Origin of the sequence: Rhodanobacter sp. C03 (genome assembly GCF_002001175.1) — a bacterium.
GTDB lineage: Bacteria > Pseudomonadota > Gammaproteobacteria > Xanthomonadales > Rhodanobacteraceae > Rhodanobacter.
The window spans coordinates 199,929-218,089 of record NZ_MUNT01000010.1; the positions used below are offsets into that span (position 1 = coordinate 199,929).

Genomic DNA, 18,161 nt, shown 5'->3' on the forward strand with positions numbered 1-18,161 from the left:
CACATGCTTCACTGCGCCGGAGTCGACGATGAGGAAACCAGCATGAAAGTCGGATTTATCGGCCTCGGCGCGATGGGCAGCGCGATGGCCAGCAACCTGCTGGCGGCCGGGCACACACTGACCGTGTGGAACCGCTCCGCCGCAGCCACCGAACCTCTGGCATCGCTTGGTGCCAAGGTGGCACGTACGGCCGATCGGGCCGCGCAGGGTGACGTGCTGTGCAGCATGCTGGCCAACGATCAGGCCGTGCGTGAGGTATTCCTCGACGGCGGCCTGCTCGATGCGATGGACCGCGGCACTGTGCACGTGAACCACGCCACGATTTCGGTGGCACTGGCCAAGCAACTCGTCGAGGAACACGCGAGGCGCGGCCTGTCGTATGTCGCTGCGCCGGTGTTTGGACGTCCGGACATGGCCGCTGCGGCGAAGCTGAATATCCTCGTCGCCGGCCCATCTGCCGTGATCGAGCGCGTGCGACCTCTGCTGGATGCGATGGGCAGCAGGCTATGGCCGCTGGGCGAAGCGCCCGAGCGCGCGAACGTGGCGAAGATCGCCGGTAACTTCATGTTGGCCGCGGCGATCGAGAGCATGGCCGAGGCGACAGCGCTCACCCGTGCGCACGGCATCAGTGCCGCGGATTTCCTCGAGGTGATGACAAACACCCTGTTTGCCGCACCGGCCTATCAGGGTTATGGCAAGCTGATCGCCGAGCAGCGCTTCAAGCCGGCCGGGTTCGCGCTGCCGCTGGGCCTGAAGGATGTCGAGCTGGCCCTGACGGCGGGTTCGGCGGCGCGCGTGCCGCTGCCGTTCGCCGGTGTGCTGCGCGACAGCCTGCTGGAGGCGCTGGCTGCCGGCGATGCGGAACTGGACTGGTCGGCGCTGGCGCTGGTCGCTGCGCGTCGCGCGCACCTGGACGAACGCGGGTAAGTTTTATCCGTGCGCGGTGGATGGATATCACGCCACGCGCGGGTCCCAGTCCAGCGTGCCGTCGATGACAGTGTGGCTGCGTCCGCCCACCCAGATCGAGGTGCCGTCGATCTGCACGAGCAGTCGCGCGTCATGGCCGATCTCGCGCCCCTGGCTGACCTGATAACCGCGAGCCAGCGTGCCGCGCGGTTCGGCGTGGGCGATATAGGCGGCGATCAGCCCATTGGCAGCGCCGGAGGCGGGATCCTCGACGATGCCGACGCCAGCCGGGAACGCGCGCACGACCAGCTGGTAGTCGGGACGGTGGCTTCGTGCGAACGCACACAGGCCCATGCTGTCGCTGGCCCGGGCCAATGCACCGACCGCTGCATGATCGGGCTGCCACGCACGCAGGCTGGCCTCGTCGGCGACCTCGGCCAGCCACCAGCGCCGGCCGCCGTCGACCAGTGCCGGTGGCAATACGCCGAGTTCGATGCCGGCCAGCGCCGCGGGCAGCAGCGGATGTGCCGCGCGGCCGGTTTCCAGTACGCGCTCGCCGGGTGATTGCAGCAAGAGTTCGCGGCTGGCACCGCTGCCCTCGACACGAATCGGCAGCACGCCCGCGCCGCATTCCTGCCATAGCAGGCCATCGCGCGGCTCGGCCATTCCGCAGGCCAGCGCCGCATGGGCGCTGCCGATGCTGGGATGGCCGGCGAACGGGATTTCCTTGTGCGGGGTGAAGATGCGCACACGGTAACTCGCCTTCGGAGCGGTCGGCGGCAGCAGGAAGGTGGTCTCGACCAGCGCCGTCCAGCGCGCGAAACGCTGCATCGCCTCGTCGCTCCAGTCACCCGCGCCGATCACCACGCCGAGATGGTTGCCACCGCCGAGGGTGGCGGCAAAGACGTCCAGGTGCAGGTAACGAAGCAAAGTCATGATTCCGTGATGCGACAGGAAGCCGCATAAGGCGGCGGATGATAGCCGTGCCGCCGTGTTCTGGGCAGGGGCGGTCGACAAGACCGCGCCGGGACGCCAAGATGCCAAGCTTTGTCACCTGCTGCGGGAACGTTCATGCCTATCACCCTGGTCATCATCGCGATCACCTGCATCGTTTCGTTCATGGCGTTCAAGAACAGCCGGCTGATGAACGACCTGATCCTGTGGCCGCCGGCGATCACCCGCCAGCGCGAATATCACCGGCTGGTGACCTACGGCTTGGTGCATGCGGATTTCAACCACCTGCTGTTCAACATGTTCACGCTGTTCTTCTTCGGCCGCGCGATGGAGGGATTCTTCACCGATCGACTGGGCATGCTTGGTTTCGCGCTGTTCTATATCGGCGGCCTGGTGCTCTCGATCCTGCCGACCTATCTGAAGAACCGCGGCAACCCGAATTACCGCAGCCTCGGCGCCTCGGGCGCGGTGTCGGCGGTGCTGTTCGCGTATATCCTGATAGCGCCGTGGTCGCGCATCATCGTGCTGGTGATCCCGATGCCGGCGATCGTCTATGCGGTGTTGTACACCGGCTACTCGATCTACATGGACCGACGCGGCCAGGGCAACATCAACCACAGTGCGCATTTGTGGGGCGCGGCTTACGGCGTGATCTTCACCTTGCTGGTGGATCAGCGCGTACTGCCGCATTTTCTCAATGCACTGATGCGTCCCAGCTTCTGACGCCTCGCGAACCGATCATCCGTGCGCCCACGGCGGTGCCCGGATAATGAACGGTTCTTGCACTGCGTGATGCCCGGTGCGGCCGAGGCGTGCATACTCGTGTCGGTTGCATTGATCCCCGCAGGAGAACGAACGCATGGCTATGACCCGCAAGTCGGCTGCGAAGAAGTCCGCGGCAAAGAAGACCACCAAGAAAACGGCTACCAGGAAGGCACCTGCGAAAAAGGCATCTTCCCGCAGCACCGCTAAGGCGGCACCGCGCAAGACGGCGGTGAAGAAACTCGCCGCCAAAAAAACAGCGACGAAGAAGCCGGCATTGAAGAAGCCCGCGACGAAGAAGGTTGCTGCGAAGAAGGTAGCGACAAAGAAAGTCGCGACAAGGAAGCCGGCAGCAAAGAAGGCCGTCGCCCGGAAAGTGATCGTCCGGAAAGCCGGTCCGCAGAAGTCTGCTGCGAAGAAACCGGTTGCGAAGAAGCCCGCCGCCCGAAAGGTGGCCACGCGCCCGCCCAGCAAGGCAGTGGCCAAGCCGGCATCGGGCAAACTGCTGGCGCCAGCCGTGGCGAAGCGCCAGCCGACGGCCAAGCCAGTAAGCAAGCCAGCTGTCGCCGTGAAGAAGCCAGTCGCGCGCAAGCTTCCGGTGATCGAGGCGCCAATCAAGCACATCAGCCCGGAAGAAGCGGTGGCGCATATCCAGGCATTGCTCGAAGCCAAGCAGGAACGGGTACGGCAAGGGCCGAGCTGGCCAGATGCCAATCCGGTACCGGGTGGCTCGAATGGTGCCGAGATGCATCCGCCTGTCCCGGCTGCAGGTGGTGAGGGCGGCGATGGCCGTGTACTGGCACCCCAGCGTGGCGATCAGAGCAAGCGCAAGGGCTGAGCCAGGTGACGGCCCTTCCAGGGCACATGGCTGGCAGCTAAATGCCGTCCAGCCATGTGCCGAAAACTCAGTACGCGTTCAAGCATTACGGTCCAGTATGGCGTTGTCACTCCGGTGGAGACGGATCATGAAACGCCTGTTAGCCAGTCTTGCCCTGATTGCCGCTGCGGCGACGTTGTCAGGCTGCTATTACGATCCGGGCTACGTGCGTAGCTCCGGTTACGGCGGCGCCTACTACACCCAGGTGGCGCCGGCTTATTACAACGGCTACTACGCGGGACCGGGCTATTACGACGGCGGTTATTACGGTTACTACGGCTGCTGCTACGGACCGAGCGTGAACCTCTGGTATGGCGGCTCGGGCTATTACCGTGGCGGGTATGGTTACCGCGGCTACCGTGGTTACCCGGGCGGTAACTGGCATGGCGCGCGGGCGTCGGGTGCCGCACGTGGTGCCTCCCATGGCAGTGCGCATAGCAGCGGCAGTACCCACCATCACTAGGTCCATCAGCACCAGGCAGTCCTGACACTTCAGGCACAATGGCGGCATGTCCCGATTCCGGTTCGTGCCGCAGCCCGTCCGCTTTCCAAGGCTCATCGTCATCGCGACGGTGGGCCTTGTGCTTTGTGCCTGCAGCAGCCTGCGTTATTACACGCAGGCTGCACATGGGCAGGGCGAGCTGGTCATCCATCGGCGTGCGGTGAGCGCCGTCGTCAGCGATCCGGCCACCGATCCGAAACTCGCCGCGCGCCTGCAGTTGGCGCAGCAGGCGCGCCGATTCGCTTCAGAGCGGCTGGGTTTGCCGGACAATCGCAGCTATACCGGCTACGTCGAGCTGCATCGGCCGTACGTGGTGTGGAATGTGTTTGCCACGCCGCGCTTCTCGGTGGAAGCCGTACCGCAATGTTTTCCGGTCACGGGTTGCGTCGCCTATCGCGGCTGGTTCAGCGAAGTCGATGCGAAGGCCGATGCGGCGAAGTTGCAGGCGCGCGGCGACGATGTCTGGATCGGCGGCGTGCCTGCGTATTCCACGCTGGGCTGGTTCGCCGACCCGATCCTCTCCAGCATGCTGCGCTGGGACGACGATGAACTCGACAGTACGATCTTCCATGAGTTGGCGCACCAGCTGATCTACGTGAAGGACGACACCGCGTTCAACGAATCCTTCGCCAGCTTCGTGCAGACTGAGGGTCTGCGCGAATGGCGGCAGTCACGCGGCCTGCAACCGCAGGACGATCGTGCGCAGGCGATGGATGATGGTTTCACCGGACTCGTGCTGGATCTGCGCGAACGTCTGAAGACTCTCTATGCCAGTGGCGTGGACCAGCCGACGATGACGGCTGGCAAGCAACGCGAGATCGCGGCGTTTCGCGTGCGTTACGCGCAATGGCGCGACCACGACTGGCCGAACGACCACCGTTACGACGACTGGGTGGCTTCACCCATCAACAACGCCCGACTGTTGCCATTCGGTTTGTACGACCAGTGGACGCCGGCATTCGCCGTATTGTTCCAGCGCGCCGAACGCAGCTGGCCGGCGTTCTATGCCGAGGTGCGGCAACTGGCGAGGATGCCGGAGCAGCAGCGGCACGCAGAACTAGAACGCGACCAGCGCGCCCGTGGTGCAGCGCTGTCAAAGTGATTAGGCCACTCATGATTCGCAGATCGGCTGCGATTCGCTCGACCCGGCACCACTCGGGTACCGGGTCGCTGCCTGCGCGATGCAGAGAAGTGTGCGTTTAGTACGCCAGGCTGATCCTGTTCGCGGTGTTGTAGGCGCGCCATGCGATCAGCAGATTTTTTGCATTCACCGAACCCAGGCCTGACGCAAAGCTCCAACCAGCACTCGCCGTATACGCCTTGTTCGAGACGTCATAGCCGGTTGGCGATGCGTCGCTGGTGGTCATGCCAACCAGCAAGGGAATTGACGTGGGCGTTCCAGCACCCATGTATTCAACCGTCCAGGTATTGAAGATGTAGCAGTTCGGGATGCTGGTTCCCCATGAGGCGGGTATGACGCAATTGGTGGACGTTGACCCACGGGTGATGTTGTGAAAGATGCAATTCGCAGCAGTGCTGGTACTGCTGTCCGCGCTGCAGGCTGCCAGCGTCGCCGGTGCAGTGCCGGTTGCGCCGCCATATTCTCCAGCTGCCAATGCATAGAGTGTCGGCGCGGCATTGCCCTGATCCTTGCCGAGGTTGCGATCGTTCAGCCCCTGATCCATGACGGCCTGGATGCCGGCAAACATTGCCGATGACATGGCCGTGCCGGCAGTGGGTCCGAACGAGTAACTGAAGTCGGGCGAACACGGGTAGGCCTGCGAGCACACCGTGAGCCAGGTGTAATCGGCGCTTGAGCCTGCGAACAGGGCGACGTCCGGGACATCGCGCCAGCCGTCGTTGGCCGCATCGTTCACGATACCCTGCCACGCAGGCTTGGCTTCCACCGAGGAGGGGCCGCCGGCGCTCGCGCGAAAGGTCAGGAAGACCCCGTTGTCGGCCCAGTCGTCGGCGTTGGGAGAGGAGACGGTTGCGTTGGTGTCGTGCCGGATCATGTCGTTGCAGAAGCCGACGACCTTGTTGTAGCCATGATACTTTCCAAGAACACCGTTGCCACAGGACTCGTTCCACGGAATCTCGGGCACGTACGAAATGGCCGAACCACCGACGATGCTTGGCGTTGGCAAGAAGTATTGACTGGTCGTGCCATCGTAGACGTCAGAAAAGTCAGTGCCGCCCACCGCGGTGACATGAGTCGAGCTCGCGAAGGCATTGACGCCGATGCCCAGCCCCTGAGTCGGACTGAAGCTGCTAAAGCTTTCCGGCGTGGTTCCCTTGTCGCCGGTGGCGGCGAACACTGAAATGCCCTCGGCATCGGCTTGCTGCCACATCTGGTCAATCGTGGTCTTGTCGGCGGCATCCCACTGTTCGTCCTGGGTGACACCCACGCTGATGATATCGGGTCGGCCACTGCCGTTGATCAGATTTGTGGCGGCGATGATTGTTCCCAGCCAGGGTTTGCCAACGACATCGGCACAGCTGGCAACCACGATGTTTGCACCGGGGGCGAGGGCTGTGGCCCATTCGGCGGACTCCAGGGTTGTGGTGTCATCCGCACTGGGTGCCGGTATGCCGGGGTTGCTGATGGCGTCCGGGTCGGTGCAGTTGTTCGTTCCCGAAACCGGCGCCGGATGGAGCAGTGTGAATGTGCCACCAAACCGGGCGAGGTTGAAAACCTGGGTGAAGTTGTCCCAGTCTGCCGGCACCATGTCGGCATTTCCGACGATGGCTATGGTGACGCCGGTGCCGGTAACGCCGTTGGCCCGCAGAGGGGCAACGCCATAGATTGTCGCCAAGTCGTTGGGGACGAGCGCACGTTCGCCACCGTTGTAGGTGATGGCCTGTCCTCGAGGTGTTGTCGGTTCCGCGCGAGGCGCGAGTTTCTGGCGTGGCGCTACATGCAAGTCATTCAGTCCGGCGACGCCTGCCACGACGTCTTGCAGCGCCGTCGGAATGCTGATGTCGGTGGCGTTGGCGAAGTAGTCGCCATTGCCGAGCCGGTAATGGTTTTCCTGTGTATGGAATGTGTGATTTACCAAGCCAGCGGTACCGCTGAAATCAATCTGCATCCTGTTTGGATAGATTGTGTTGATAGTGAAACCCCGGGAGAGCAACCATGACTTCACCGCGGCGATATCGCTGTCGGCCACGCCGAAGTTCTCACCGTATTCTTCGGGGGTCTGCCATTGGTGGAATCGAGATGACTTGGGATCGTGCATCTGCACGATCAGGCCTTCGAGGGCCAGCTCGCGCTGGGCGGTGCGCTTGAGGACAAGTTGCAGGTGATCCAGAGGGGTCGAGTCCGGCAATGCTTCGTCGGGCCGAATCTGTTCAAGGAACTTGGGATGACTTTTACGTAGCGTCGACAATGTGTGGTCGTCGATGGTGCGCACGACTCGTGGTGCTTGCGCGACACTGATATCCGCTAGTCCCATGCCGGACGTCGCAACGGACTGTGCCTGTGTCAGGCCGGGCGCCGTCGCGAGCGCGACAGCAATGGACGCCCCGAGGGCAAAGAGTCCCCTTTCCATACTTGAATTTCCCCTGTGCTGTTCAGTGCAATTGGTCAATCACCCGGAAATTTATCGTCTGCATTGTTGGCAACTCGGCAAGCAATGGTAATTCAGTTTTTTGCTTGCAACCCGTGTCTGGCGATCGCTGCTGCCTCGGGTGTGTGGGGCGTACGTTCAATTGAATCAATGCAAAATCTTGCGTCCGGCCATATATCGAAGGTAGGCCAGCACGGCATCGAGGTCGGCATCGGACAGCGCCTGCACGTCGAAGCCCTGCATCTTCGCCTGTGGCCACTGCCGCAGTGACTGCGGGTTGCGGATGTAGGCGCGCAGCAGGTCGGCGCGCAGGTATTCGGTGGGGTTGTAGGGGAGGTTGAGATCGGGGCCGAGTTTTGCATCGCCCTCGCCGTTGAGTGTGTGGCAGGCGAAGCAGGTGTGCTGGAACACGATGAAGCCGCGCTGCACGTCGCTGCCCGCCGGCAGCGAGGGATCGGGCACGATCGCCGGGAAGCGCTCGGTCACGCTGTCCAGCCGGCGGATCGTCGCCAGCTGGTACGGCCATTGTTCCGGGCTGACATGGGCGGCCTGCGGCTGCGTCCACACCACGTAGAACGGTCCGGCATGACCGTGGTTCGCGTTCAACGCAGGCCAGGGTTGCACCGGATCCTCGATCGCCAGCCACGCTTCGCTGCCATGCTGGTTCAGGATGAGTGCGGCTGGAATCTCGACGGCAAAACCATCGCTGCCGACGAACTGCAGATGAGCGCGGGCGTCGATGCCCTTGAGCAACGCCGCCAGCGGTATCGCGCGGTAGTGCATGCTGCGATGGAACGCGACGTCGGCCGGCACGTTGATCGTGCGCACGTCAGTGCGCTTGAGCAGAACATCGGTTCGATAGACGGTGACGCCGTGGCCGAGGTCGACCTTCAATTCAGTGGCCTGCACGGGCAGGATCAGGCACAGCGCGAGCAGGCACAGGACGAGCGGCTTCATGACGGACTCCGGCAGAGACGTAAAGAAATTGTAAGGCCGGTCACGACGACGAGTGCTTGAACGGCTGTATCCGAGTGTTCGTGCAGCGAGCCTGTCGGAAAGCTGAACAAATTCCGGTGTGCACATTGAACTCACAACGCATGGGCCACACTAAGCACATGTATCGCCGTGATGGCGACAGGAAGTGGCACAGCACACCGTGTTACTGAGGGGCCGGTCTTTCCTCCCCTGGAGGCCGCCTGACAAACCCCATCAGTCCTCCCCTGGCTGATGGGGTTTATTTTTGCGCGGGATAAAAGCTCGGTTCGCGTGCAATATGTTTCGACTATGGATAATGGTTCAAGCGCGCACCTCTTCCCTTACTTGAGCGACTGATGATCATCGACTCGCTGCTCGATACCGATCTGTACAAGTTCTCGATGATGCAGGTCGTGCTGCATCATTATCCTGCCGCGCACGTCGAATACCGCTTCAAGTGCCGCAATGCCGGGATCGACCTGGTGCCGTACATCGACGAGATCCGCACCGAACTGGCGGCGCTGTGCCAGCTCCGTTTCACGGTGGAGGAACTCGACTACCTGCGCACGTGGCGCTTCATCAAGAGCGACTTCGTCGATTTCCTTGGGCTGTTCCAGCTCAACGAAAAATATGTGGAGATCACACCTGCCGTTGCCGGCAACGGCGAGATCGAGATCCGCATCTGCGGGCCATGGCTGCATACGATCCTGTTCGAGGTACCGCTGCTGGCGATCGTCAACGAGGTGTATTTTCGGCACACCAGCGCTGGCCTCGATCTTGCCGAAGGGCGTCGGCGGCTGCATGCGAAGATTGCCTTGCTGCGCGATACGCCGGACTACGCCGGCTGCAAGATCGCCGACTACGGCACGCGTCGACGTTACTCGCGGGCATGGCAGGAAGAAGTGGTGACTGCGCTGCGCGACGGACTCGGCCCGCAGCTGGCCGGCACCAGCAATGTATGGCTGGCGCGCAAACTCAATCTGGTTCCGCTGGGCACGCTGGCACACGAATACCTGCAGGCGCATCAGGCGCTGGGCCCGCGCCTGCGTGACTCGCAGGTGGCGGCGCTGGAGGCGTGGGCGAAGGAATATCGCGGCGATCTCGGCATCGCGCTGTCGGATGTCTACGGACTCAACGCATTCCTGCGCGATTTCGACATGTACTTCTGCAAGCTGTTCGACGGTACGCGGCACGATTCCGGCGACCCGTTCGAATGGGGCGAGAAGGTGCTGGCGCATTACCGGGCGAACCGGGTCGATCCGCGCAGCAAGGTACTGGTGTTCAGCGACGGCCTGGACATCCCGAAGGTGATGCAGCTGTACGCGCACTTCCGCGATCGCTGTCTGCTGGCGTTCGGCGTCGGCACCAACCTTACCAACGACGTGGGACCGACACCGCTCAACATCGTGATCAAGATGATCCGCTGCAACGGCCAGCCGGTGGCCAAGCTCAGCGACTCGCCGGGCAAGAACATGTGCGAGGACCCGGCGTATGTGGCCTACCTGCGCCAGGTATTCGAGATACCCGCGACGCAGGGGTGATTGGTCAGAACGCCGGCAGGATGGCGCCGTGGTATTTCTGTTCGATGAAGGCCTTGATCTCGGGGCTGGTCAGCGCCTTCGCCAGCTTCTGCACGCGCGGGTCGTTCTGGTTGTCCGGACGACCGACGAGGTAGTTCACGTAGGGTGAATTTCTGTCCTCGATCAGCAGCGCGTCTTTCGTCGGATTCAGGTCGGCAGCCAGCGCGTAGTTGGTATTGATCAGCGCGAGGTCCACCTCGTCCAATGTGCGCGGCAGCATCGCCGCCTCCAGTTCGCGGAACTTCAGGTGTTTCGGATTCGCGGTGATGTCCTTCTGCGTGGACAGCTCGTTGTTCGGATCCTTCAGGGTGATCAGGCCATGCTTCGCCAGCAGCAGCAAGGCGCGGCTGTTGTTGCTGGGGTCGTTCGGAAGGGTCACGCTGGCACCGTCCGGCAACTGATCGATGCTCTTGTACTTGTGCGAATACGCACCGAATGGCTCGATGTGCACACCGGTGATGATGGTGAGGTTGGTGCCGTGTTCGTGGTTGAACGCATCCAGATAGGGCTTGGTCTGGAAATAGTTCAGATCGATGTTCTTCTCGACGACCTGCGCGTTCGGTTGCACGTAGTCGGCGAATACCTTGATCTGCAGATCGACGCCTTCCTTCGCCAGCAGTGGCTTCACCTGCTTGAGGATCTCGGCGTGCGGAACCGCCGTGGCGGCCACGGTCAGCGTCTGCGTGTCTTTGCCAGCCTCATTCGAGGAAGAGCAGCCGACCAGCAGGAGCAGGGCGGCGAGGGGGGCAAGCAGCTTGTTCATGGGCGTATATTTTGTGCGGCGCACAAGAATAGCCGTCCATACCGCCAAATGCAAAGACGGCCATTCAGCGTCGGCTGTAGCGTGCCACGATGCGGTCCCCGATCATCTGCAGCAGTTGCACCAGCACGATCAGCAGCGCCACGGTGACCAGCATGTAGTCGGACTTGTAGCTGAGGTAGCCGTAGCGATAGGCCAGATCGCCGAGGCCGCCCGAACCGATCGCGCCACCCATCGCGGTGTAGCCGACCAGGGCGATCGCGGTGACGGTGATGCCGGCGAAGATGCCGCCGCGTGCCTCGGGCAGCAGCACGTGACGCACGATCTGCCACAGGCTGGCGCCCATCGCCTGGCTGGCCTCGATCACGCCCTGCTGCACTTCACGCAGCGCGGTCTCCACCAGCCGCGCGAAGAACGGCGCGGCGCCGATCACCAGCGGCGGGATAGCGCCGCGGATGCCGAGCTTGGTGCCGACCAGGAAGTAGGTGACCGGCATCAGCACGATCATCAGGATGATGAACGGCACCGAGCGCAGGATGTTCACCAGCAGCGAGGTGATCGCATACAGCTTGGGCATCGGCCGCAACTGGCCCTTGCTGGTGAGATAGAGCAACACACCCAGCGGCAGGCCGATCAACACGGTGAGCAACAGCGAGCCGCCGAGCATCAGCAGGGTGTCGATGCAGGCGCGGCCAAGTTCGCTCCAGTCGTCGATGTTCGGGAACAACTTCTGCAGCAGGTTCATCGATGCAGCTCCTCGATCTCGATGCCCGCGCCGCGCAGCGCGGCCAGTGCGGCTTCCACGTGTTCGCCCTGCATCGCCAGGGTGAGCTGGCCGTAGGGCAGGTCCTTGATGCGGTCGATGCGGCCGGCGAGGATGTTGAAGTCGATCCCGGTCTCACGCGCAACGCGCCCCAGCGCAGGGGTCAGCGTGGTATCGCCGCGGAAGCTCATCCGCAGGATGCGCCCAGGCACTTGCGCGAACGGCGTCAGTTCACTGGCTGCTTCTTCCGGCAACGCCTCGTTGACGAAGCGCCTGGTGGTGGCGTGCTGCGGATGCAGGAACACATCGGCTACCGCGCCACGCTCCACGATCACGCCGGCGTCAAGCACCGCCACCCGATCGCAGACGCGGCGCACCACGTCCATCTCGTGGGTGATCAGCACGATGGTGAGCTTCAACTCGCGGTTGATCTCGGCCAGCAGCTCCAGCACGGAGGCGGTGGTTTGCGGATCGAGCGCGCTGGTCGCCTCGTCGCACAGCAGGATCGACGGCCGATTGGCCAGCGCGCGGGCGATGCCGACACGTTGCTTCTGGCCGCCGGAAAGCTGTGACGGGTATTTGTCGGCGTGCGCGCTAAGTCCGACCCGCGCCAGGAGTTCGTCGACGCGGGCGCGCAGGGCCGCAGCATCGCGTTCGCCGGCCAGCCGCAGCGGAAACGCCACATTGTCGGCCACCGTTTGCGAGGCGAGCAGGTTGAAGTGCTGGAAGATCATGCCGATTTTGCGGCGCTGCGCACGCAGTGCAGGCTCGGCCAGCACGGTCATCTCGATGTCGTTGATGAAGATGTCACCGCCGCTGGGTCGTTCCAGCAAGTTGATCAGCCGTATAAGCGTCGATTTGCCAGCGCCGGACAGGCCGATGATGCCGAATACCTCGCCATCGGCAATGTCGAGGCTGAAGGGTTGCAGCGCGGGAATGTCCCGGCCGTCGACACGGTAGGACTTGTGGACATCGACAAAGCGGATCACGGCGGACCTTGGCCTGCGGGTGGGAGCGTCATTCTATCTATGCCACGAGCGTCACACGCAATGGCGTAGACTGCCAGATTGATCATTCGATCGGAGTCCGGCCATGTCCAGTGTTTACGATTTCACCGCCCGCGATATCGACGGCACCCCGCGCTCGCTGGCCGAGTGGCGCGGCAAGACCCTGCTGATCGTCAATGTCGCCTCCAAATGCGGCTTCACCCCGCAGTACAAGGGGTTGGAGACGCTGTGGCAGGATCAGCGCGATCGCGGGCTGGTGGTGCTGGGCTTCCCGTGCGACCAGTTCGGTCATCAGGAGCCGGGCGATGAGACCGAGATCAAGACTTTCTGCAGCACCCAGTACGACGTGACTTTCCCGATGTTCGCCAAGATCGAGGTGAACGGTGAACACGCTGATCCGCTGTACAAGTGGTTGAAGAGCGAGGGCAAGGGCATCCTCGGCAGCGAGTCGATCAAGTGGAACTTCACCAAGTTCCTGGTCGACGCAGAAGGCCAGGTGGTGAAGCGCTACGCATCCACCGATACGCCGGAGAAAATCGGCAAGGACATGCTGGCGCGACTGGCTAGCTGATGTCGGTTGGCGGCCGCGTTCAGTCGCGGCCGCGATAGTTTGCCAGCAGCACCGCGATCGCATCCACATCGCTGCTGGCGCGGAGGCCGTCCGGCGGCGCCTCGTAGTTGTTGAGCATGATCGCGAACGCCAGCCGTTCGCCGGCGGCTGTGGTGACATAGCCGGCCAGGCAATGCACGTAGTTCATGCTGCCGGTCTTGGCATGCACGTTGTTCTCGGCGGCGGTGTGGCGCATGCGCCCGATCAGGGTGCCGTCCACGCCGGCGATCGGCAGCGCATCATGCAAGGCCGCAGCATAGGGTTGCGCGGCCAGATAGCCGAGCAGACGCACCAGCGCATCCGGCGTGACCAGGTCGCGGCGCGACAACCCGGCGCCCTCGCCGATCAGGCTGGCTGACGCCGGAATCCCGATCTGCGGCAGCAGCTGTTGCAGCGCCTGGATGCCATAACCTTCGCTGCTGGTGAAGCCGGTGGGCGGCGTGGGTTCGCTGGCTTGCTGGTGCACGCCGACGCTCAGCAGCAGGTTCTGCAGATACAGATTCTGTGAACGCTTCAGGCCGCGCTGCAGGATCTCCAGCAGCGGTGGCGACAACACCTCGGCAACGGTTTCGGTGCGCGCCAGCAGGCTGGCATCGTCCTGCGGCCAGTGGCGTACCTGCAGTTTGCCGGTGAGGTGGATGCCTTGGCGTTCCAGCGCCTGGCGCAGTTGCTGGCCAGCCTGCAACGCCGGGTCGGTCATTGCCAGTTTGAAATGCTGCGGCGATGCGCGCGTCGGCACGCTGCCGAAAGCGTAGAGCGTGCCGGTGCCCGGTGCGCGATACAGGTTGATGTCGCTGGTGGAGCGCGGCAGGGCGGTGGTGATCTGGCCGAGCAGGGGTGGTGCGGCGTCGACTGGATCGAAGTTCAGGCTGGCCGGCAGACCGACCGCAGCGGCGGGGCTGACCGTGATGTCGATGGTGTTTTCCTGCACGCTTAGCGCGGAGGAAGGCACTGCAAACCAGCTCTGCAGGTCACCGGCTTCCCAGCCGGTGCCGAACGACGGACCCGTGAAGTAGCCGTCGTCGGCGATCAGATCGCCACGCACGTGTCGCACGCCGCGTGCAGCCAGCTGCGCAGCCAGCTGATCGGCCCAGTCGGTGCTGCCGGCGGTGCCCAGGGTGGGGTCGCCCATGCCATACAGGATCAGCGGGCCATCCAGGCGCCCGTCGTGTTGGCGCCCGCCGGCCAGCAGTCGGGTAGGAATGCGGTAATCCGTGCCCAGCGTGGCCAGACTCAAAGCGGCGGTGAACAACTTGGCGGTGGAGGCAGGTTGCAGCAGCTGATCGGCATGGTGCGCGTACAGCGTGCGGCCGCTGTCCAGCGACACCACGGCGATGCCCCAGCTGGCGGCGCTGAAACGGGGTTGCTCGATCTGCGCATCGATCTGGGCTGCCAGCATCGCCGTGGTGGTGGCATCGGTGATGGCAGGCGGCGCCGATGCTGCCGCCAGCGAGGCGGTGAGCCAGCAGATGCCGATCAACAACAGAGCGGGAACGAGGCGGTGGCGAAAACGGCTTGGCAGCTGGCTCATGGCCACAGTATCGCCAATCCGGCCGCTCCCTGCAGCCGGGCTGGTGGCCGCGGTTCTGGTAACCTTACAGGTTCGTGTCGGCATCTGGCCGGCGGACTTGAACCTATTCGCGAGACTCCCATGCAGATTGCCCCGAACTCCGTTGCCGCCTTCCACTACACGCTGACCGACGACCAGGGTCAGGTCATCGACAGCTCCGAAGGCCGCGAGCCGCTGACCTATCTGCACGGCAGTGGTCATATCGTGCCCGGCCTGGAAAAGCAGATGGAAGGCCGCGCGGTTGGCGACAAGTTCACGGCGGACGTGGCGCCGGAAGAGGGCTACGGCGTGCATCACGTCGAGTTGATGCAGGAAGTGCCGCGCGAGGCGTTCCAGGGCGTCGACGATATCCAGCCCGGCATGCAGTTCCAGGGCCGCGGCCCGCAGGGCGAGATCAACGTCACCGTGACCAAGGTCGAAGACGGCAAGGTGTTCATCGACGGCAACCACCCGCTGGCCGGCAAGACCCTGCATTTCGCGATCGAAGTGACCGACGTGCGCGCGGCGAGTGAAGAAGAGCTGGCGCACGGCCACGTGCACGGCGCCGGTGGTCACCACCACTGACGCTCACGCCATGCAGGGACGCTGGCATATTGCGATCGTGGGTTACGGCGCCGCCGGTCAGGCGGCGTCACTGTTTCTGGCGGAACAGGGCCATCAGCTGAGCGTGTTCGAGCAGGCCGCGGCGCCTGGTCCAGTCGGCGCCGGCTTCCTGCTGCAGCCGACCGGACTCGGCGTGCTGGCCCGGCTCGGTCTGCACGAGCAGGCGTTGGCACAGGGGCAGCGGATCGAGCGGCTGTATGGCTGCAATGTGCGTGGCCGCTGCGTGATGGACATGCGCTATGCCGACCACGCTCCCGACTGCTTCGGCCTCGGGTTGACTCGCGGCAGCCTGTTCACCCTGTTGCGGGATGCTTATCCGGATGCCGCGCAGATCCACACCGGCGTGTGCATCGAAGCCATCGAAGCGGATGGTCGCCATCTGCGCGACAGCACCGGCCAGCGACACGGCCCGTTCGACCTGATCGTGGTTGCCGACGGTGCACACTCGCGGCTGCGCGCATCGATGCCACAGCTGGTGCAACGCCAGCAGACGTATCCATGGGGCGCAATGTGGTGTCTGTTGCCGGCCGACGAATGGCCGCATCACGATGTACTTCAGCAGCGCTACGGCGGCACCCGCGAGATGATCGGACTGTTGCCGGTGGGACGCCGAGCCGATCGCGACGGCCGTTGGCTCACCTTCTATTTCAGCCTGCCGGGCGATCAGGTGGATGCGTTCGACGATGCCGCACTGACGAGCTTGCGCGAGCGCGTGACGGTGCTGTGGCCAGAGGCGGCGTCATTGCTTGCATCGATCCGCGCGCCTGAACAACTGCAACGGGCACGCTATCGCGACGTGGTACTGCACACGCCGGTGCACGGGCGTGTGCTATTCATTGGCGACGCGGCACATGCAATGAGTCCTCAACTGGGCCAGGGTGTGAACATGGCACTCCTGGATGCTCAGGCACTGGCCGATGCGGTGGCCGCCACTGACGACATCGAGGCGGCGCTCAAGCTGTACCCACGCGCACGACGGCAGCATGTGGCGGTGTACCAGCGGCTCAGTCGCTGGCTGACGCCGCTATTCCAGTCTGAGCGCGACGGCCTGGCACGGATGCGCGACCTCGGTTTCGGGCCGCTCGGACGGATGCCGTTGGCCAAGGGACAGATGCTGAAGATTCTCGCCGGCGTGAAAACCGGTTGGTGGTGCTGACCCCGTCGCGCTCAATACCAGTCGAGCAGCGAGATGCCGACGCCAAGGTAAGTGGCATTGTGGTTGTAGTCGATCATGCTTTCGCCGTAGCCCTTGAACGCTTCCATGTAGCCACGCAGGTTGCCAGCCAGCGGGAAGCTCCAGGTGAACTGGGCAGCGCCATGGCTTTCGCTGCCACCACGCAGCGAATGGCGCAGCATCAGCCCGAATTCCTGGCCATTCCATTCGTGGATGATCTGCATGTCGCCGCGACCCATGTAATTGCTGATGTCGGGATTGTTGTCGTCCGCGCGTGACTCGGGAATGCGCCACCACGGGCGCAGCATCACGGTCCAGCCATCACGTTCGAAGCCGATATCGGCCATCACCCGATTCCAGCTGCGCGAGAGCGGATCGGATTGGCCGTTCGACTGGTGATCCACGCCGATGCCCAGCAACCGTCCATCCCAGCCGAACACCTCGTAGTGGGTGTTGAACATCAGGATGGCTTCGGGCTCGTAGTTGGTTTCGCGGAACGGGCGCGAGGCCTGAGAGTTGTAGAGCTGCCAGTGCGAGTCCTGCGTGTAAGCCACCCAGAGGTCGCCGGCATCGCCGAACACACCCTGCCAGACCTTGGTCTTCAGACTGAGCTGGAACTTCGTCTCGACATTGTCCAGTGACTGCGGCGAAGTCACCGTGTTGACCGGGTTGGGACTGTGCGGCTCGTCGTTCTGATTGCTGGTGGCGAATACCGGCATGACATAGACCGGTTTGTAGCCGCGCACGTTGAAGGTGCCGAGCTTGCTCTCCGGCGACAGTTCCCAGCGGCTGTCGAGCAGGGACAGCGGCCGGGCTACTTCATCGTTGCCTTGCGTCGCTGTCGTCGAGGTACTGCTGCGTTCGCGACTGAAGATATTCGGGGTGGTTGTTTCCCGGTCGACCCGCTTCTGTGCGACGGGCAGGTTCACCCGACCTGTCGCGTGGTCGTAGCAGGCCAGTCGCTGTGCGTCGCTCTCGATCGCGGTGCAGGCGCGGATATCGGTCGGGTCCGGATTTTGCGCATGCCCTGGCATGGCCAGCAGGCTCGCTAGCCACGCCAGTGGCACGGCAAGATGACGAGGCTTCATCGAGCGAATGCTCCAGATAAGAACCATCCAAGACCGATCAATCGGGATTCCCGACGTCGGGGGTGCTGGGGACATCGGCGGAAGAATGCCTGTCCGCCCAAAGAAAGCCGGCCACCTCGACGGTGACCGGCTTGGTCTGGAGGTGACCTTTTACTGAAGCTGCTTGACCCAGTTGTCGTACTGGGCCTTGCTGACGCGCTTGCCGTTGTGGCTGGCATTCAGGAAGTCATTGGCCAGCGGTGGATAGGCGGCCGCCTGCTCCTCGCTGATCGATTTGCCGCCACCGGACAGCTGCTCGAAGGAAGGTGCCGCCCCGATCATGGGAGCCGGTGCCGGGGCACTGTGCACAATGACCTGCTGGCTCGGGGAGGCCGCGTTTTCTGTCGGCGCCGAGCTGGGCATGGCTGCGGTCGACGCAGGTGCCGGAGGAGTGGGGGGCATCGGCGCCATCGGTGCGGGCG

At 63.5% G+C, this 18,161-nt stretch carries 17 protein-coding genes and 1 pseudogene; 9 read left to right on the top strand and 9 right to left on the bottom strand.

Annotated features, from left to right (window positions below):
• Positions 1-42: 42 nt before the first annotated feature.
• The gene (locus B0E48_RS14570) at positions 43-927 is read left to right on the top strand and encodes an NAD(P)-dependent oxidoreductase (protein WP_077518907.1); all 885 of its coding nucleotides are present in this window, start codon (positions 43-45) and stop codon (positions 925-927) included.
• A gap of 27 nt (positions 928-954) precedes the next feature.
• On the opposite strand, the gene B0E48_RS14575 is transcribed toward B0E48_RS14570, so the two are convergent.
• Positions 955-1,842 carry a PhzF family phenazine biosynthesis protein gene (locus B0E48_RS14575; RefSeq protein WP_077518867.1) on the bottom strand — a complete coding sequence of 296 codons (888 nt, stop codon included), beginning with the start codon at positions 1,840-1,842 and terminating at the stop codon, positions 955-957.
• Between the two features lie 135 nt (positions 1,843-1,977).
• Between B0E48_RS14575 and B0E48_RS14580 the strand changes: the two genes are divergently transcribed.
• The 4 genes from B0E48_RS14580 (at position 1,978) to B0E48_RS14595 (ending at position 5,103) form a co-directional block, all read left to right on the top strand.
• Positions 1,978-2,583, top strand: a complete 606-nt coding sequence (locus tag B0E48_RS14580; RefSeq protein WP_077518868.1) for a rhomboid family intramembrane serine protease — start codon at positions 1,978-1,980, stop codon at positions 2,581-2,583.
• 142 nt (positions 2,584-2,725) lie between these two features.
• The gene (locus tag B0E48_RS14585) at positions 2,726-3,460 is read left to right on the top strand and encodes a histone H1-like repetitive region-containing protein (RefSeq protein ID WP_168170372.1); all 735 of its coding nucleotides are present in this window, start codon (positions 2,726-2,728) and stop codon (positions 3,458-3,460) included.
• A gap of 127 nt (positions 3,461-3,587) precedes the next feature.
• The gene (locus tag B0E48_RS18105; protein ID WP_254423980.1) at positions 3,588-3,962 is read left to right on the top strand and encodes a hypothetical protein; all 375 of its coding nucleotides are present in this window, start codon (positions 3,588-3,590) and stop codon (positions 3,960-3,962) included.
• A gap of 109 nt (positions 3,963-4,071) precedes the next feature.
• Positions 4,072-5,103 (top strand): aminopeptidase, encoded by a 1,032-nt coding sequence (locus B0E48_RS14595; protein WP_077518908.1) that lies wholly within the window; start codon positions 4,072-4,074, stop codon positions 5,101-5,103.
• Positions 5,104-5,200: 97 nt separating this feature from the next.
• Here the strand turns inward: B0E48_RS14595 and B0E48_RS14600 are convergent, their stop codons facing one another.
• Together B0E48_RS14600 and B0E48_RS14605 are read right to left on the bottom strand one after the other, a co-directional pair.
• A complete protein-coding gene (locus B0E48_RS14600) occupies positions 5,201-7,552 on the bottom strand; it encodes a protease pro-enzyme activation domain-containing protein (RefSeq protein WP_077518870.1) in 2,352 nt (783 codons plus the stop codon).
• Positions 7,553-7,717: 165 nt separating this feature from the next.
• Complete coding sequence (locus tag B0E48_RS14605; protein ID WP_077518871.1) at positions 7,718-8,527, bottom strand: cytochrome c; 810 nt, start codon at positions 8,525-8,527, stop codon at positions 7,718-7,720.
• Positions 8,528-8,901: 374 nt separating this feature from the next.
• On the opposite strand from B0E48_RS14605, the gene pncB reads away from it, so the two are divergent.
• The gene (pncB, locus tag B0E48_RS14610; protein ID WP_077518872.1) at positions 8,902-10,086 is read left to right on the top strand and encodes a nicotinate phosphoribosyltransferase; all 1,185 of its coding nucleotides are present in this window, start codon (positions 8,902-8,904) and stop codon (positions 10,084-10,086) included.
• Positions 10,087-10,090: 4 nt separating this feature from the next.
• Here pncB and B0E48_RS14615 read toward each other — a convergent pair whose 3' ends face one another.
• From B0E48_RS14615 to B0E48_RS14625, 3 genes are all read right to left on the bottom strand, one after another.
• Complete coding sequence (locus tag B0E48_RS14615) at positions 10,091-10,888, bottom strand: MetQ/NlpA family ABC transporter substrate-binding protein (protein ID WP_077518873.1); 798 nt, start codon at positions 10,886-10,888, stop codon at positions 10,091-10,093.
• A gap of 64 nt (positions 10,889-10,952) precedes the next feature.
• Positions 10,953-11,630 (bottom strand): methionine ABC transporter permease, encoded by a 678-nt coding sequence (locus B0E48_RS14620; protein ID WP_077518874.1) that lies wholly within the window; start codon positions 11,628-11,630, stop codon positions 10,953-10,955.
• Positions 11,627-12,637 carry a methionine ABC transporter ATP-binding protein gene (locus B0E48_RS14625; protein ID WP_077518875.1) on the bottom strand — a complete coding sequence of 337 codons (1,011 nt, stop codon included), beginning with the start codon at positions 12,635-12,637 and terminating at the stop codon, positions 11,627-11,629. The genes B0E48_RS14620 and B0E48_RS14625 overlap by 4 nt, the downstream gene beginning before the upstream one ends.
• A 103-nt stretch (positions 12,638-12,740) precedes the next feature.
• Here B0E48_RS14625 and B0E48_RS14630 point away from each other — a divergent pair, with 103 nt between their 5' ends.
• On the top strand, positions 12,741-13,226 hold the full coding sequence (locus B0E48_RS14630) for a glutathione peroxidase (RefSeq protein ID WP_077518876.1): 486 nt from the start codon (positions 12,741-12,743) through the stop codon (positions 13,224-13,226).
• Positions 13,227-13,245: 19 nt separating this feature from the next.
• Here the strand turns inward: B0E48_RS14630 and dacB are convergent, their stop codons facing one another.
• A complete protein-coding gene (dacB, locus tag B0E48_RS14635; protein WP_077518877.1) occupies positions 13,246-14,796 on the bottom strand; it encodes a D-alanyl-D-alanine carboxypeptidase/D-alanyl-D-alanine-endopeptidase in 1,551 nt (516 codons plus the stop codon).
• A gap of 120 nt (positions 14,797-14,916) precedes the next feature.
• Here dacB and B0E48_RS14640 point away from each other — a divergent pair, with 120 nt between their 5' ends.
• Together B0E48_RS14640 and B0E48_RS14645 are read left to right on the top strand one after the other, a co-directional pair.
• Positions 14,917-15,399: a peptidylprolyl isomerase gene (locus B0E48_RS14640; RefSeq protein ID WP_077518878.1), complete on the top strand. Its 483-nt coding sequence runs from the start codon at positions 14,917-14,919 to the stop codon at positions 15,397-15,399.
• Positions 15,344-16,594, top strand: coding sequence for an NAD(P)/FAD-dependent oxidoreductase (locus B0E48_RS14645; protein WP_139350304.1), 1,251 nt, complete (start codon positions 15,344-15,346; stop codon positions 16,592-16,594). Before B0E48_RS14640 ends, B0E48_RS14645 begins: the two co-directional genes overlap by 56 nt.
• An 11-nt stretch (positions 16,595-16,605) precedes the next feature.
• Here the strand turns inward: B0E48_RS14645 and B0E48_RS14650 are convergent, their stop codons facing one another.
• Positions 16,606-17,646, bottom strand: a complete 1,041-nt coding sequence (locus B0E48_RS14650) for a phospholipase A (RefSeq protein WP_254423983.1) — start codon at positions 17,644-17,646, stop codon at positions 16,606-16,608.
• Positions 17,647-17,850: 204 nt separating this feature from the next.
• A pseudogene (locus B0E48_RS17605) lies at positions 17,851-18,161 on the bottom strand (hypothetical protein); the annotation flags it as partial.